Origin of the sequence: Novosphingobium sp., assembly GCF_049240505.1 — a bacterium.
Taxonomy (GTDB): Bacteria; Pseudomonadota; Alphaproteobacteria; order Sphingomonadales; family Sphingomonadaceae; genus Novosphingobium.
The window spans coordinates 1-13,705 of the sequence record NZ_JBMLSM010000209.1 but is presented as its reverse complement, the minus strand read 5'-3'; the positions used below and the strand labels follow the sequence as shown (position 1 = coordinate 13,705).

Genomic DNA, 13,705 nt, shown 5'->3' with positions numbered 1-13,705 from the left:
CTGGAGATGCAAGCCATGCCGGAGTTGATGTGCTGGGACGTTTGAAAAACTGGCTTTCGGGCATTGGTGTGGCGAAGGCTGAAGATGGCGCGGGCAAGCAGGCGGGATCATCCCCGCCTGCTTCACGCGCGGTCGATGTGGGCTGGCTTCTCGATACCGATAAAGCCCGCTTCATCTGGGCGGAGCCGCGCCGCGTCCGTCGTGGCGATCCCCCGCCGCGTCATGCCAAGTCGGTGAACTATTGCCCCGGCGTGATCGACCATGAGGCGCGCCTGTTCGAAATTACCTGTCCCATCGATCTGCACTTGCGCTTCGCCCGCAACGAAAAGGGCGCACCCGTTCTGATCAATGCGGACGGCGACAAATCGGCCATTCGCAACAAGCATCTGAACGCAATGATGGCGATGGTTTCGGAAAAGGAGTGGCGGCACCCGGAACGTCCCGTCATCCAGATCATCACGCCCTATATCTTCCTCAGTGACGAGCCTGTCTGGATGACCCAGATGCCGCCGTTCCTGCACTACCGCCCGGAACCCTGGCCCGGCGTGGTAATCGGCGGGCGCTTGCCGATCCATGTCTGGCAGCGCCCGCTGATGTGGGCTTTCGAATGGTACGACACAAAAAAGGATCTGGTGCTGCGACGGGGGGAGCCGTGGTTCTACGCCCGGTTCGAAGCGCACGATCCCACGCGCCCCTTGCGCATGTTCGAGGCGGAGCGGACGCCTGAACTGGTGGAGCATATTCAGGGGGCAAGCTCGGTCGCGAACTACGTCAACCAGACGTCGCAACTGTTCAAAGTGGCGCAGGAGCGGCGGCCTGAACGCCTGCTGGTGCGCAAGGAACGGGCCAAGACGGACGAGCCGCCTGCGGCGTGCCCCTACGATTCCTGAAGTGCACCTAGACGCACCTAACTGCACCTAGGGCGCTGCAAACCACCCCCAGATGAGCCGAACCGTCAGACCGATGCTCACCACAACGAGCAGCGGACGGATCATTTTCGCGCCGAACTTCGTGGCAAAGTGTGAGCCGATCCACGCCCCCGTCATCGCGCCTGCGCCCATGCACAAACCCAACACCCACATCGCCTGGCCGCCAATCGTGAACACGATCACGCTGGCGATATTGCTGGTTACGTTCAGGTACTTCGTCAGCCCCGTCGCCCGCGTCAGCCCCAACCCACGCAAACCCACCAGCGTCGTCGCAAAGAACTGCCCCGCGCCCGGCCCGAAAAACCCGTCATAGAACCCGACTCCCGCGCCGACCGGCATGTAGCCGCGTTCGGAGAGGTGGCCGTGGCGGTCATCGTCGGTCATGTTGGGCGAAAGCACGGTGTAGAGCGCGACGGCGATCAGCAGTGCGGGCACGACCAGCTTCAGAACATCGGCGCTAAGCCGCTGAATCGCCAATGATCCTGCCATTGCGCCAACAAACACGATCAGCGCAGTCGGCGCACTTTTGCGGAAGCTGAACAGCCCTGCCTTGTGATAGCGCCAGGTGGCCATCGCGGTGCCGCACATCGACTGCACCTTGTTGGTTCCCAGCACGACATGCGGCGGCAGCGGGGTGGATAGCAGCACCGGCATCATCACCAGACCGCCGCCGCCCGCTACGGCATCGATAAATCCCGTCAGAATGGCCACCAGCGTCAGCGCCGGGTACAGCCAGAGGTCGAGCGTTACGGGATCGATCATGGAAAAATGGGGCATTTGCGCCTCTTGGCGATTGCGCCTAAGGGCCGCAACATTCTTTTCGGCCGAGACACAACAACAATGACCCGCTTCGCCTTCGATATCCACGCCACCGACGGCAAGGCCCGCACCGGCACGATTCGCATGATGCGCGGCGATATCCGCACGCCCGCCTTCATGCCGGTTGGCACGGCTGCGACCGTGAAGGCAATGAAGATGGAGGACGTGCGCGCATCGGGTGCGGACATCATCCTTGGCAACACCTACCACCTGATGCTTCGCCCTGGAGCGGAGCGGGTTGCGCGGCTTGGCGGATTGCACAAGTTCGGGGGCTGGGATCGCCCGATCCTGACCGACAGCGGCGGCTATCAGGTGATGAGCCTTTCCGACCTGCGCAAGATTACTGAGGAAGGCGTGACCTTCGCCAGCCACCTTGACGGGTCGCGCCACCTGCTCAGCCCCGAACGCTCGATGGAAATCCAGCGGTTGCTCGGTTCTGACATCGTGATGTGCTTTGACGAATGCCCGCGTGCCGATCAGCCGCGCGATGTCATTGCAAAGTCGATGGAAATGTCGATGCGCTGGGCCAAGCGCAGCCGCGATGCGTTCGATGCAGGCGGCGAACATGCTGAACGGTCTGCCCTGTTCGGCATCCAGCAGGGCGCGCTGGACGAAGGTTTGCGCAAGGCGAGCGCGGATGCGCTGATCGACGTGGGTTTTGATGGCTATGCCATCGGTGGCCTTGCCGTAGGCGAAGGGCAGGAAGCGATGTTCGCCACGCTCGACTTCGCGCCGCAGCAACTGCCTGCCGACCGTCCGCGCTATCTGATGGGCGTGGGCAAGCCCGACGATCTGGTTGGCGCGGTGGAGCGCGGCGTGGACATGTTCGATTGCGTGCTGCCGACGCGATCAGGGCGCAATGGGCAGGCGTTTACATGGCACGGCCCGCTCAACATGCGCAACGCACGTCATGCCGAGGATACCGGCCCTCTGGACGAGCGCTGCCCATGCCCGACGTGCACCAAGCATACCCGCGCCTACCTGCACCACCTACACAAGTCCGGCGAGATGCTGGGCGCGATGCTGCTGACCGAGCATAACCTGTGGTTCTACCAGCAGCTGATGGCCGGGATGCGCGCTGCCATCAGCGAGGGGCACTTTGCTGCCTTCACGACAGACTTCCGGCGCGACTACTTCGCGCGGTAGCGTTCAGTCAAGAATGCCGTCATCCTGAACTTGGTTCAGGATCCATTTTGTCCATCAGACCGCCGTTTCGGTTGATAGATGGACCCTGAAACAAGTTCAGGGTGACGAGTGTTTGCAGGACAGCCTGCTTCGCGCGTCAGGCTGCAATGCCCTCAGGCGGGCCGGCAACGACGGTCCCGTCCATTTCAAGCCGCGTTTCCTTGTACGGATAGAATGTGCCGGTGCGCGCATCGTAGAAGCCTGCGCCGATCGCGAAGGCCTGCTGCTGTGCGGTCGTCAGATCAGGATACCATTTGCCGGTGCGGTGGGGGGTAACGAAGCGATAGTGCGTCATGCCCTGCCAATGGCCAAGCCGCGTTTCAGTTCCACGACATGGCGCAAATCAGCACGCAGAAATCTGAAATAACACGCTGTTTCCAAACGCGAAAAAGGCGGAGCTTGCGCCCCGCCTCTTTGCTTGTTCCGAAAGGTTCGGAAACCGATCAGCGCGAATAGAATTCGACGACCAGATTGGGTTCCATCTTCACCGGATAGGGCACTTCGTCCAGCGTCGGAACGCGGGTGAAGGTGGCCTTGTCGCCTTCGGCGGCAACGTAATCGGGAACTTCACGCTCGGGCAGGGTCTGCGCTTCGGCGATCAGGGCCATTTCCTTGGCCTTCTTGCCGAGGCTGATCACGTCACCAGGGCGAACGCGACGCGAGGCGATGTTGCACTTCACGCCGTTCACATAGATGTGACCGTGCGAAACGACCTGACGGGCCGAGAAGATGGTCGGAGCGAACTTGGCGCGGTACACGACCATGTCGAGACGCTGTTCGAGCAGGCCGATCAGGTTCTGACCGGTATCGCCCTTCATCTTCGACGCTTCCTGATAGGTGCGCTTGAACTGCTTTTCGGTCACGTCGCCGTAGTAGCCCTTGAGCTTCTGCTTGGCGCGGAGCTGGATGCCGAAGTCCGAAACCTTGCTCTTGCGGCGCTGGCCGTGCTGGCCGGGACCATACGAGCGGCGGTTCACCGACGACTTGGGACGGCCCCAGATGTTTTCGCCAAGACGGCGGTCAATTTTATACTTGGATGCCTTGCGCTTGGACATGCGCTGCCTTTCAATTTGCAATGCACTGGCCACTTGGCCGATGCTTCTGGACCCGGAACCGCACCATCCGACCGAGTGTTCGGATGCGGCCACCGCTTCACCGGGTGTGCGAGGCCAATTGCGAAGCGCGGCCAAGAACAGAGATGGGATGGATTGTCAAGGGTTGGTGGGGTGGAAATATGGCGAAGGAAATGTTTCCCGCTCACTGTTGTCACCCTGAACTTGTTTATCTGCGCTGGCCTACGGCTCAGGGTCCATTTCGCGGCCGAGGGCTTCGGCGTGGTCGGCACAATGGATCCTGAAACAAGTTCAGGATGACGATGTTTGGGATCAGAATTGGCGTGCCTATTCCAACGCATCCCCCGGCCTTGAACCGGGCTTGCGGCGCAGGGCGCTGAGGACGCCACGGAACGTGCGCAGTTCGAGATGATTCCAGCCCGGCTTGGTCATCATCGTTCGCAGTGTGCGGCGTGTGGACGCAGCGCGAGCGGCCGGTTCGAAATAGCCGCGCGGCTCCAGCAAGGTGCAAAGCTGTTCGAACATGCCTTCAAACTCCTCCTGCGGGGCAGGGGGGAGCAGGTCTTCGACGGTGGGCTGCACCAGATCGACGTGCTTCGAAAACTCGTAGGCGCACAGGATCACCGCCTGTGCGAGATTGAGCGAACCGAATTCGGGATTGATCGGAACGGTTATGATCGCACGGGCAAGCGCAACGTCATCGGTTTCAAGGCCTGAGCGTTCCGGCCCGAAGATGATCGCACTGCGCGCTGTTGCGCCGATCACATCGTTCGCGGCCTGCTCCGGCGTCAGCACGGGCTTTGTAACGCCCCGCTTGCGGACCGTGGTGGCATAGACGTGGGCGCAATCGCTGACGGCATCGGCCAGCGTATCGAAGACCTGCGCACGCTCCAGCACCACGTCCGCCCCTGCCGCAGCAGGCCCGGCAGAAGGATTGGGCCAGCCATCGCGTGGCGCGACAAGGCGCATTTCGACGAGGCCGAAGTTCAACATGGCGCGCGCCGCCTTGCCGATGTTTTCGCCTAGTTGCGGGCGCACCAGCACGATTACAGGCCGCCTGTCGAAAATTGGGGTACCGGATGATGCACTACCGCTCACGGGCGAGCGCTTTCACGACGTTGAATTTCTTCGGCGCTCATTTCCTGAACGCTGCTGGCAAACTCTTCAAAATCGCGCGCTTCCGTGAAATCACGATATACGCTGGCGAAGCGGATATAGGCCACGCTGTCCAACTGGCGCAGGCCTTCCATGACCATTTCGCCAATGACTTTCGATGGCACTTCGGCATCGCCCATCGTTTCGATCTGACGCTGGATGCCGGACACGAGCTGGTCGAGCCGTTCCTGCGCCACAGGGCGCTTGCGGCAGGCGAGTGCAACGGATTGTTCGATCTTAAGGCGCTCGAACGGTTCGCGGCGCTCTCCGCTCTTGACCACGACGACTTCGCGCAGTTGCACGCGCTCAAACGTGGTGAAGCGCGCGCCGCAACCTTCGCACTGGCGACGCCGACGGATCGAGGTGTTGTCCTCGCTCGGTCGGCTGTCTTTTACCTGACTGTTATCGTGGGCACAGAACGGACACCTCATGCGGTCAGCGCTTGATCCGCTGCCAGAAGGCAAATCCTGCACCCACGGCAAGGCCGAGGGGGATGGAAACGACCGGGAGGATCGCGCCTGCCACCGCCCCGATGGCCGCGCCGGTCAGCACCGGCTTGGTCGAAGGATGGGCAAGCCCCTGCTTGGCCATGCCGGAGACTTCCTCCTTGGCGCGGGCGGCGAGATCGTCCTGATCGTTCATGGTATTACAGCTCCGGATAGATCGGGAACTGCGCGCAAAGCTCCGCGACGCGATCGCGCACGCGCTGTTCGACCTGACCATCGCCCTCTTCGCCGTTGCGCGCAAGGCCATCGACGACTTCAGCGATCAGTCCACCGATCTTGCGGAACTCTTCCTCGCGGAAGCCGCGCGTGGTGCCTGCGGGCGTGCCAAGGCGAATGCCCGACGTGACGAAAGGCGAGCGCTTGTCGAACGGAACACCGTTCTTGTTGCAGGTAAGCCATGCGCGATCGAGGCCCTTTTCAGCGGCCTTGCCTGTTACGTCCTTGGCCGAAAGATCGACCAGCATCAGGTGATTGTCGGTGCCGCCCGAAACGATACCGAGGCCAGCATCCTTCAGGCTTTCGGCCAGCGCCTTGGCATTGGCGACGATCTGGTGGGCATAGGCCTTGAATTCGGGCCGCAGCGCTTCACCAAAGGCGACAGCCTTGGCCGCGATGACATGCACCAGCGGGCCGCCCTGCATACCGGGGAACACGGCCATGTTCACCTTCTTGGCGATGTCTTCGTCATTCGTCAGCACCACGCCCGAACGCGGGCCGCGCAGCGACTTGTGCGTGGTGGTGGTGACGACGTGGGCATGGGGGAAGGGCGAGGGGTGCGCGCCACCGGCGACGAGGCCGGAAATGTGCGACATATCGACCAGCAGCCATGCGCCCACTTCATCGGCGATGGCGCGGAACGCTTCCCAATCCCAGATGCGCGAATAGGCGGTGCCGCCTGCGATGATCAGCTTCGGCTTGTGTTCGCGGGCGAGGCGGGCAACCTCTTCCATGTCGATCTGGTGATCGTCGGCACGAACGCCATAGGGAATGGGCTTGAACCACTTGCCGCTCATGTTCACGGGCGAGCCGTGCGTGAGGTGGCCACCCGAATTGAGATCGAGGCCCATGAAGCTGTCACCCGGCTGCAGCAGCGCGAGGAACACGGCCTGATTCATCTGGCTGCCCGAATTGGGCTGCACGTTGGCGAACTGGCAGCCGAACAGCTGCTTGGCGCGTTCGATCGCCAGCGTTTCGACCACGTCGGCATATTCGCAGCCGCCGTAATAGCGCTTGCCCGGATAGCCTTCGGCATACTTGTTGGTGAAGACCGAACCGGTGGCATCGAGCACGGCAAGGCTCGTGATGTTTTCCGAAGCGATCAGTTCGATCTTGGTCTGCTGGCGCTTCAACTCGCCACGGATCGCGGCAAAGACTTCGGCGTCGGCGGTTTCGAGATGTTCGGTAAAGAAGCCGGCTTTACGGATTTCCGGCGCTGCGGTGGCGGTGGTCATCGTTTCTGGCTCCTTCAGAATGCGGGATTGGAAAGCTTTTCGACGCGGCCCGAATGGCGGCCTCCGCCGAAATCAGTGGAAAGGAATGCGTCGAGGCAGGCCTTGGCCATGTCCTCACCCGTCAGGCGGGCACCCATCGCGATCACGTTGGCATTGTTGTGTTCGCGGGCGAGCGCTGCAGACAGCGGTTCGGATACCAGCGCACAGCGGCAGGCGGGATCACGGTTTACGGCGATGGAAATGCCGATGCCCGATCCGCACAACACGACGCCGCGTTCCGCGATGCCTTCGGCCACGACCGAGGCCAGCTTGTACCCATAGTCGGGATAATCGACGCGGTCTGCGGTATCAGGGCCGAGATCGGCGACTTCATGACCAAGCTCGATCAGATACTCGCGCAGGACGGCTTTCAGGTCGACGGCGGCATGGTCGGAAGCAATGGCGATACGCATGGGATCAGGTCTGTCCGATTGCAGGCTGACGGGATTCGCAGGGCCAATAGGCTTTTGCAGCGCAACAAGCCACCGCAAATCGCCCGTCAAATTACGCCCAATGGGGTGGATCGTAACACTTGTGGGCTTTGGGTGCGGTGCGGGCGCTTGCACCGGGCAGGCAGGGCCGCTAGGCGCGCGCGGTGGCGCGTTGGGCGCATTGCAAGGAAGACCTGAGAAGATGCGCCGTGATCATGTGCTTATTGCCGGTGGTGGCATCGGTGGTCTGGCGCTCGCGCTGACGCTGCATGAAATCGGCGTGCCCTGCACGGTGTTTGAAGGCGTGCGCGAATTGAAGCCGCTGGGCGTGGGGATCAACCTGCAACCCAATGCGGTGCGCGAACTCGAAGACCTGGGCATTGGTGAAGCGGAGATGGATGCGGTGGGCATCCCGGCGCGCGAATGGGCGCTTGTCGGGCTGAACGGGCGCGAGATCTATTCCGAGCCGCGCGGAAAGCTGGCCGGATACAACTGGCACCAGTACGCCGTGCACCGCGGCGCGTTTCACATGATGCTCTATAACAAGGTGATAGAGCGTCTGGGGCCGGATGCAGTGCGGCTTGGCCATAAGGTTACCGAATACCGGCGCGAGTCTGACGGCGGCGTGACCGCGTTGATCGAAACGGCGGCGGGGGAACGCATCGAGGAGAGCGGCTGCCTGCTGTTCGGGGCGGATGGCATTCATTCTACCGTTCGCGCCCAGATGCATCCGAACCAACCGCCGATCCACTGGGGCGGAACGATCATGTGGCGCGGAACGGCCAAGGGCGTGCCGATCCGCAGTGGGTCTTCGTTCGTGGGCCTTGGCACAAGTCGCCATCGCGTGGTGATCTATCCGATCTCGCAGCCGGATGCAGACGGGCTTGCGGATATCAACTGGATTGCCGAACAGACTTACGACACCGACCATGACTGGTCGAAGTCGGGCTGGTTCCGCCCGGTTGAGCTTTCGGAATTCGCTGCCGAGTTCGACGGGTTCGTCTATGACTGGCTGGACTTGCCTGCGCTTCTGGCGAAGTCTGACGTGGCCTATGAAAACCCGATGATCGACCGTGATCCGCTGCCGACATGGGTGGACGGGCCGGTGGCGCTTATCGGCGATGCCGCGCACCCGATGTACCCTACCGGCTCCAATGGCGCATCGCAGGCGATCATCGATGCGCGCACCATCGGGCGCATGATGGTAGAGCGTGGCGTTACGGCAGATACGCTGGCGGCGTGGGACGCGGAGTTCTGTGGGCCAATCGGGCAGGTGGCCATGCGCAATCGCGGGGCCGGGCCATTCGGGCTGCTCAACATGGTGGACGATCGTTGCCGAGGTCAGTTCGAGAACATCGACGACGTTATTCCTGCGGCAGAGAGGAGCGCCTTCATGCTGGCGTATCAGCAGGCGGCGGGCTTTGCCAAAGACCGGCTGAACGCAGCGCCACGCACGATCCCTGCAGGCGCCAAAGTTGCGAAGGTGGCAGCATGACCATCGCGCTCAGCCATGCGACCGATCTTGTAGTTGAACTGTCCCCTCCGCACGAGATGGGGGATTGCCCGGCAGGCGTGCGGCGCATCATCCCTATCGTTGGTGGCACAGCGGCGGGGCCGCTGCTTTCTGGCCGCATCCTGCCGATTGGCGCAGACTGGCAGACGGTGTCGCGCGATGGCATTGCCGATCTCGACGCGCGCTATGCGGTAGAGACGGCGGAAGGCGCGGTAATCGAGGTGGTTAGCCAAGGCGTGCGCCATGCCTCTGCCGAAGTCCACGCGCGGATTGCTGCGGGCGAGCAGGTTGATCCGACCGAATACTACATGCGCACCGCGATCCGGCTTGAAAGCGGGCACCCGGCCTATGCGTGGGTCAACCGCGCGCTGTTTGTCGCGCGCGGCGGCAAAGTGGGCAACACGGTGCGGCTTTCGGTCTGGCGCGTGGATTGATCCAGTTCAGGACGGACTGCCTACGTCACGCACACGGATGAGGCCGATGGATTTCATCGTCATGACCACTACGCCATCCTGATTGAAGACTTTCACGTTCGACCGGAAACTGCCCATTTCGGGCCGCGATCCACTGCGCTTCTTGTCGACGATCTGCGTCTCCACCGAAAGCGTGTCCCCCGGATAGACGGGTTTGAGCCAGCGGATTTCGTCCAGCCCCGGCGAACCAAGTCCCGCCTGCTGGCGCTCTTTCAGGTTTTCCACCAGCATCGCCATTGTCATCGCGCAGGTATGCCACCCGCTGGCTGACAGACGCCCAAAGTGGGTATGCGCCGCCGCCTCATCGCTGAGGTGGAAAGGTTGCGGATCGTATTTCGAAGCGAAATCGATCACTTCATCGCGGTTGACCGCATAGCTGCCAAAGCGCTGCACCGCGCCGGGTTCAATATCTTCGAAATACATCATCCGCGCAGCATGGCGCGCTGCGCGGCGATGTCAATCGATCGATTAAATTGCGTCAGACGTTGAACTTGAAATGCAGGACATCGCCGTCCTTCACCACGTATTCCTTGCCTTCCTGACGCAGTTTGCCGGCATCGCGCGCGGCGCTTTCGCCGCCCAGCGTAACGAAATCATCGTAGGCGATGGTTTCGGCACGGATGAAGCCGCGCTGCATGTCGGAGTGGATTTCTCCCGCAGCTTCCGGGGCCTTGGCACCCAGATGCACGGTCCAGGCACGGGCTTCCTTGGGGCCGACGGTGAAGAACGTGATAAGATGCAACAGTTCATAGCCTGCGCGGATCACGCGGGCGAGGCCGGTTTCATGCAGGCCCATTTCCTCAAGGAATACAGAACGCTCTTCCGCATCCATGCCCACCAGTTCGGATTCGATGGCAGCAGACACGATCACCGCGTTTGCGCCTTCGGCCTTGGCCTTTTCAAACACGCGGGCGGAGAATGCGTTACCTTCCGCAGCGCTTTCTTCCTCGACATTGCAGACATAGAGCACGGGCTTGGCAGTGAGCAGTTGCGCCTGCTGAAAGACGCGCGCTTCTTCGTCATCCTTCGGCTGCGTCAGGCGCGCAGGCTTGCCATCGCGCAGCAGTTCGAGCGCCTGGCCCAGCACCGAAGCGATGATCTTCGATTCCTTGTCGCCGGCTTTGGCTTTCTTTTCCGCAGCTGGAACGCGCTTTTCCAGGCTTTCGAGGTCCGACAGCATCAGTTCGGTTTCGACCGTTTCCGCGTCGGAGATCGGATCGACCTTGTTGTCAACATGCTGGATATCGTCGTTTTCAAAGCAGCGCAGCACGTGGACGATGGCGTCCACTTCGCGGATGTTGCCGAGGAACTGGTTGCCCAGACCTTCACCCTTCGATGCGCCGCGCACCAGCCCGGCGATATCCACAAAGCCAAGCTGCGTGGGGATGATCTTCTGGCTGCCAGCAATCGCGGCCAGCTTGTCCAGTCGGGGATCGGGCACGCCGACATTGCCGACGTTCGGCTCGATCGTGCAGAACGGATAGTTCGCCGCCTGCGCCGCCTGCGTTTCAGTCAGCGCGTTGAACAGCGTCGACTTGCCGACATTGGGAAGACCGACGATCCCGCAACGAAAACCCATTCTCAAAGCTCCTTGGTTGGCGCGGCCTTTAGCGGGCATGAAGGCATTTGGAAACCTTCACCGAAATTTCAGCATGACCTGCGATTTTTGCAGCCATGAACAAACGCCTGCTGATTCTGTCCGCCGTGGTGCTGCTGGGTGCCTGTGGTGAAAACGCCGACCAGAAAATTGCCCGCGCCCGGCAGGAAATTGCCGAAATGCGCTTTGGCGCGGCAAAGGTTGATCTGTCTGCCGCGCTTGCGGACAAGGGGGACGATCCCGCCTTGCTGCGAATGCTGGCCGCCGTGCAACTGCGCATGGGCGACGGCGATGGTGCGGATGCAACCGCAGCACGGATGGAGCGGGCAGGGCTGAAAGGCGCTGAACTTGCGCTGATCCGCGCCGAAGCAGCGGTGCTGCGCGGACGCCCTGAAGATGCGCTGGCGCTGATCACGCAGGATAACTCACCGGCAGCGTGGCGCATTCGTGCTGCGGCCAGGCTGGCGATGAAAGACCCGGAAGGCGCGCTTGTTGCCCTTCGTCAGGGCGCAGCAGCGGGCAACGATCCGCTGCTGCTGCGCGATTACGCGAAGTTCCTGACCGAATCCGGTGATCTGGATGGCGCGGCACAACAGGTGGCGACGCTCGAACGTCTTGCCCCCGATGGCTATGATGCGCCAATGTTAAAGGCCGATATCGCCGCGCGGCGAGGGCGCCCGGCCGAAGCGCACGCCGTGCTTGGCAAGTTGGCGGAACGCTATCCCGCTGTGGTGGAGCCGTGGATCGCACGCGCCGAAATCTATGACATGGAAGGCAAGCTGGACGAGGCGATCAGGATGACGGCCAAGGCGGCGGATGTCGCCCCTGCTGACCCGCGCGTGGTGGCGTTGCAGGTGCAGTTCGCTTCGATGAAGGGCGATTGGGAAAAGGTCCGCGAAACGCTGGCCGATCAGGAAAGCACGCTCGATCCGCTATCGACCAACGGGATGACTTATGCCGAGGCGATGCTGCGGCTGAACCATCCTGAGCAGGCCCGCGCAATGTTCCAGCGCGCGCTGACACGATCACCGAACAATCCCTATTCGCGGCTGATGCTGGCGCAGGCGCAAATGGCCACAGGCGATGCTGCGGCGGCCTATGCCACGGTCAAGCCGCTTTCAGACAGTTTGCTGGCCGGGCCGCCTGAACTGGAACTGGCAGAGATGGCAGCGCGGGCCATCGAAAGCCCCGATGCTGGCAAGCTGGCGCAGCGATTGGCGGCAGCCAAGGCCGGAACGTCGCAAGTGCTGATTCAGAAGGGCGAAAAGGCGCTGGCGACGCAGGACTGGAACGCAGCCGCTGCCGCTTACGGACAATTGGCGGCGACGGGCGATGACGCCGAGGTCATGAAGCGTCTGGCAATGGCCTTGAGCCATCTTGGCCGCACGGATGAAGCGATCAGGGCGGCTGACCGCGCGCGCGCACTGAAGCCCGAAGATCCTGATACCACCTATATGGCAGGCTATGTGCGAGCCGCCGGTGGCAAGGATACGGCTACCGGAATTGCCCTGCTCAAACAGGCGAGCGAGGCTTCACCTCAGAACATTACGTTCCGGCGCAGCCTCGCTCGATTTTCAGTAGCGCAGGGAGGCTGATTTCAGCCTCCACTGACTATTCCGGTTCAGGCGCGCGGCTTGACCTTGCGCGAGCGGGCAAAGCCGATGCCCAGCAGGCCCAGAGCCATCATGCCCAGCATACCGGGTTCGGGAACTGCAGTGCCGCCCGTCGTGGTTCCACCGGTGGTGGTGCCACCCGTGGTGGTGGTTCCACCGGTCGTTGTGCCGCCCGTCGTCGTACCACCGGTCGTCGTACCACCCGTGGTGGTTCCGCCGGTTGTCGTTCCGCCTGTGGTCGTGCCACCCGTGGTTGTACCGCCGGTCGTGGTTCCACCGGTAGTGGTGCCGCCCGTGGTCGTGCCACCGGTGCTGGTGCCACCGCACTGGCCGCTGTGGCCGCAGTTGCAGTAGTGCTTGTGAGTCAGCGTCGTCCACCACGTGGCGTGGGCCGGCGTGGCCATCGCGGTGCCGAGTGCAACCGTTGCGACCGCCGTGAGAAACTTCTTCGTCATGTAAACCTCCACACCCTGGAACTTGGTTGACACAGTACACAGCAAAGGCCGTGCCAACTTCGTGGAATCAGGAGGTTCGATGGTTAATGAAGGTTTTCGGATGAACGATATGTCAGGAAGTTCGACAGTTTTCGGTTTCTGAAATGTTTCCGCCGCTGGCCGCAATTGTGTCAGCCCTGCTGGCGCAGCGCCACATCTGACATGAAACGCACCTCATCGCGCTTCGCCAGCCAATCGGCTTCCGATGCGATCGCGCCCAGCATTTCGACCAGATCGTCCTGCTCAGCCTTCGCGAAATTGCCCAGAACGTGGCCAGTGACGCGATCCTTGTGGCCGGGGTGGCCGATGCCAAGCCGCACGCGACGGAAATCCGCGCCAAGGTGCTGATCGATTGATCGCAACCCATTATGCCCGGCAGTGCCGCCACCCTGCTTCACTTTTACCTTGAACGGCGCGAGGTCCAGCT

At 62.0% G+C, this 13,705-nt stretch carries 16 protein-coding genes and 1 pseudogene; 5 read left to right on the top strand and 12 right to left on the bottom strand.

The features are described from left to right. Positions 1-29 precede the first annotated feature (29 nt). Positions 30-890 (top strand): hypothetical protein, encoded by an 861-nt coding sequence (locus ACOVQ0_RS17195; RefSeq protein ID WP_421887260.1) that lies wholly within the window; start codon positions 30-32, stop codon positions 888-890. Between the two features lie 27 nt (positions 891-917). On the opposite strand, the gene ACOVQ0_RS17190 is transcribed toward ACOVQ0_RS17195, so the two are convergent. Continuing rightward, complete coding sequence (locus ACOVQ0_RS17190; protein ID WP_421887258.1) at positions 918-1,706, bottom strand: TSUP family transporter; 789 nt, start codon at positions 1,704-1,706, stop codon at positions 918-920. Positions 1,707-1,769: 63 nt separating this feature from the next. Between ACOVQ0_RS17190 and tgt the strand changes: the two genes are divergently transcribed. Next, positions 1,770-2,894 (top strand): tRNA guanosine(34) transglycosylase Tgt, encoded by a 1,125-nt coding sequence (gene tgt / locus ACOVQ0_RS17185; RefSeq protein ID WP_421887255.1) that lies wholly within the window; start codon positions 1,770-1,772, stop codon positions 2,892-2,894. 136 nt (positions 2,895-3,030) lie between these two features. Here tgt and ACOVQ0_RS17180 read toward each other — a convergent pair whose 3' ends face one another. The 7 genes from ACOVQ0_RS17180 to rpiB all read right to left on the bottom strand — a co-directional run bounded on the left by ACOVQ0_RS17180 (position 3,031) and on the right by rpiB (position 7,570). After that, the gene (locus tag ACOVQ0_RS17180) at positions 3,031-3,228 is read right to left on the bottom strand and encodes a hypothetical protein (RefSeq protein ID WP_421887253.1); all 198 of its coding nucleotides are present in this window, start codon (positions 3,226-3,228) and stop codon (positions 3,031-3,033) included. A gap of 148 nt (positions 3,229-3,376) precedes the next feature. Then, positions 3,377-3,988 carry a 30S ribosomal protein S4 gene (rpsD, locus tag ACOVQ0_RS17175; protein ID WP_421887250.1) on the bottom strand — a complete coding sequence of 204 codons (612 nt, stop codon included), beginning with the start codon at positions 3,986-3,988 and terminating at the stop codon, positions 3,377-3,379. Positions 3,989-4,333: 345 nt separating this feature from the next. Continuing rightward, positions 4,334-5,104, bottom strand: coding sequence for an RNA methyltransferase (locus ACOVQ0_RS17170; protein ID WP_421887247.1), 771 nt, complete (start codon positions 5,102-5,104; stop codon positions 4,334-4,336). Continuing rightward, positions 5,101-5,592 (bottom strand): transcriptional regulator NrdR, encoded by a 492-nt coding sequence (gene nrdR, locus ACOVQ0_RS17165; RefSeq protein WP_421887244.1) that lies wholly within the window; start codon positions 5,590-5,592, stop codon positions 5,101-5,103. Before nrdR ends, ACOVQ0_RS17170 begins: the two co-directional genes overlap by 4 nt. 4 nt (positions 5,593-5,596) lie before the next feature. Further along, entirely contained in the window at positions 5,597-5,803 is a 207-nt protein-coding gene (locus tag ACOVQ0_RS17160) for a hypothetical protein (protein WP_168851551.1), read from the bottom strand. Positions 5,804-5,807: 4 nt separating this feature from the next. Then, positions 5,808-7,118 (bottom strand): serine hydroxymethyltransferase, encoded by a 1,311-nt coding sequence (gene glyA / locus ACOVQ0_RS17155; RefSeq protein WP_168851550.1) that lies wholly within the window; start codon positions 7,116-7,118, stop codon positions 5,808-5,810. Positions 7,119-7,132: 14 nt separating this feature from the next. After that, positions 7,133-7,570: a ribose 5-phosphate isomerase B gene (gene rpiB, locus ACOVQ0_RS17150; protein ID WP_421887241.1), complete on the bottom strand. Its 438-nt coding sequence runs from the start codon at positions 7,568-7,570 to the stop codon at positions 7,133-7,135. Positions 7,571-7,790: 220 nt separating this feature from the next. On the opposite strand from rpiB, the gene ACOVQ0_RS17145 reads away from it, so the two are divergent. Both ACOVQ0_RS17145 and ACOVQ0_RS17140 read left to right on the top strand, forming a co-directional pair. Next, positions 7,791-9,083: a flavin-dependent oxidoreductase gene (locus ACOVQ0_RS17145; protein ID WP_421887238.1), complete on the top strand. Its 1,293-nt coding sequence runs from the start codon at positions 7,791-7,793 to the stop codon at positions 9,081-9,083. Continuing rightward, a complete protein-coding gene (locus ACOVQ0_RS17140; RefSeq protein ID WP_421887235.1) occupies positions 9,080-9,535 on the top strand; it encodes a DUF3237 domain-containing protein in 456 nt (151 codons plus the stop codon). Before ACOVQ0_RS17145 ends, ACOVQ0_RS17140 begins: the two co-directional genes overlap by 4 nt. 6 nt (positions 9,536-9,541) lie before the next feature. Here the strand turns inward: ACOVQ0_RS17140 and ACOVQ0_RS17135 are convergent, their stop codons facing one another. Together ACOVQ0_RS17135 and ychF are read right to left on the bottom strand one after the other, a co-directional pair. Beyond that, positions 9,542-10,000, bottom strand: coding sequence for a MaoC family dehydratase (locus ACOVQ0_RS17135; protein ID WP_421887232.1), 459 nt, complete (start codon positions 9,998-10,000; stop codon positions 9,542-9,544). Between the two features lie 52 nt (positions 10,001-10,052). After that, a complete protein-coding gene (ychF, locus tag ACOVQ0_RS17130; protein ID WP_421887229.1) occupies positions 10,053-11,153 on the bottom strand; it encodes a redox-regulated ATPase YchF in 1,101 nt (366 codons plus the stop codon). 95 nt (positions 11,154-11,248) lie between these two features. On the opposite strand from ychF, the gene ACOVQ0_RS17125 reads away from it, so the two are divergent. Beyond that, positions 11,249-12,766, top strand: coding sequence for a tetratricopeptide repeat protein (locus ACOVQ0_RS17125; RefSeq protein ID WP_421887226.1), 1,518 nt, complete (start codon positions 11,249-11,251; stop codon positions 12,764-12,766). A 26-nt stretch (positions 12,767-12,792) separates the two neighbouring features. On the opposite strand, the gene ACOVQ0_RS17120 is transcribed toward ACOVQ0_RS17125, so the two are convergent. After that, positions 12,793-13,239: a PEP-CTERM sorting domain-containing protein gene (locus tag ACOVQ0_RS17120; protein ID WP_421887223.1), complete on the bottom strand. Its 447-nt coding sequence runs from the start codon at positions 13,237-13,239 to the stop codon at positions 12,793-12,795. 170 nt (positions 13,240-13,409) lie between these two features. Continuing rightward, positions 13,410-13,705 (bottom strand): annotated as a pseudogene (locus ACOVQ0_RS17115) (aminoacyl-tRNA hydrolase); the annotation flags it as partial.

Excerpts from the sequence above, each read along its gene's own strand:
- ACOVQ0_RS17190 (WP_421887258.1), bottom strand. The coding sequence starts at position 1,706 with ATGCCCCATTTTTCCATGATCGATCCCGTAACGCTCGACCTCTGGCTG.
- tgt (WP_421887255.1), top strand. The coding sequence starts at position 1,770 with ATGACCCGCTTCGCCTTCGATATCCACGCCACCGACGGCAAGGCCCGC.
- ACOVQ0_RS17180 (WP_421887253.1), bottom strand. The coding sequence starts at position 3,228 with ATGACGCACTATCGCTTCGTTACCCCCCACCGCACCGGCAAATGGTAT.
- rpsD (WP_421887250.1), bottom strand. The coding sequence starts at position 3,988 with ATGTCCAAGCGCAAGGCATCCAAGTATAAAATTGACCGCCGTCTTGGC.
- nrdR (WP_421887244.1), bottom strand. The coding sequence starts at position 5,592 with ATGAGGTGTCCGTTCTGTGCCCACGATAACAGTCAGGTAAAAGACAGC.
- ACOVQ0_RS17160 (WP_168851551.1), bottom strand. The coding sequence starts at position 5,803 with ATGAACGATCAGGACGATCTCGCCGCCCGCGCCAAGGAGGAAGTCTCC.
- glyA (WP_168851550.1), bottom strand. The coding sequence starts at position 7,118 with ATGACCACCGCCACCGCAGCGCCGGAAATCCGTAAAGCCGGCTTCTTT.
- rpiB (WP_421887241.1), bottom strand. The coding sequence starts at position 7,570 with ATGCGTATCGCCATTGCTTCCGACCATGCCGCCGTCGACCTGAAAGCC.
- ACOVQ0_RS17145 (WP_421887238.1), top strand. The coding sequence starts at position 7,791 with ATGCGCCGTGATCATGTGCTTATTGCCGGTGGTGGCATCGGTGGTCTG.
- ACOVQ0_RS17140 (WP_421887235.1), top strand. The coding sequence starts at position 9,080 with ATGACCATCGCGCTCAGCCATGCGACCGATCTTGTAGTTGAACTGTCC.
- ACOVQ0_RS17135 (WP_421887232.1), bottom strand. The coding sequence starts at position 10,000 with ATGATGTATTTCGAAGATATTGAACCCGGCGCGGTGCAGCGCTTTGGC.
- ychF (WP_421887229.1), bottom strand. The coding sequence starts at position 11,153 with ATGGGTTTTCGTTGCGGGATCGTCGGTCTTCCCAATGTCGGCAAGTCG.
- ACOVQ0_RS17125 (WP_421887226.1), top strand. The coding sequence starts at position 11,249 with ATGAACAAACGCCTGCTGATTCTGTCCGCCGTGGTGCTGCTGGGTGCC.
- ACOVQ0_RS17120 (WP_421887223.1), bottom strand. The coding sequence starts at position 13,239 with ATGACGAAGAAGTTTCTCACGGCGGTCGCAACGGTTGCACTCGGCACC.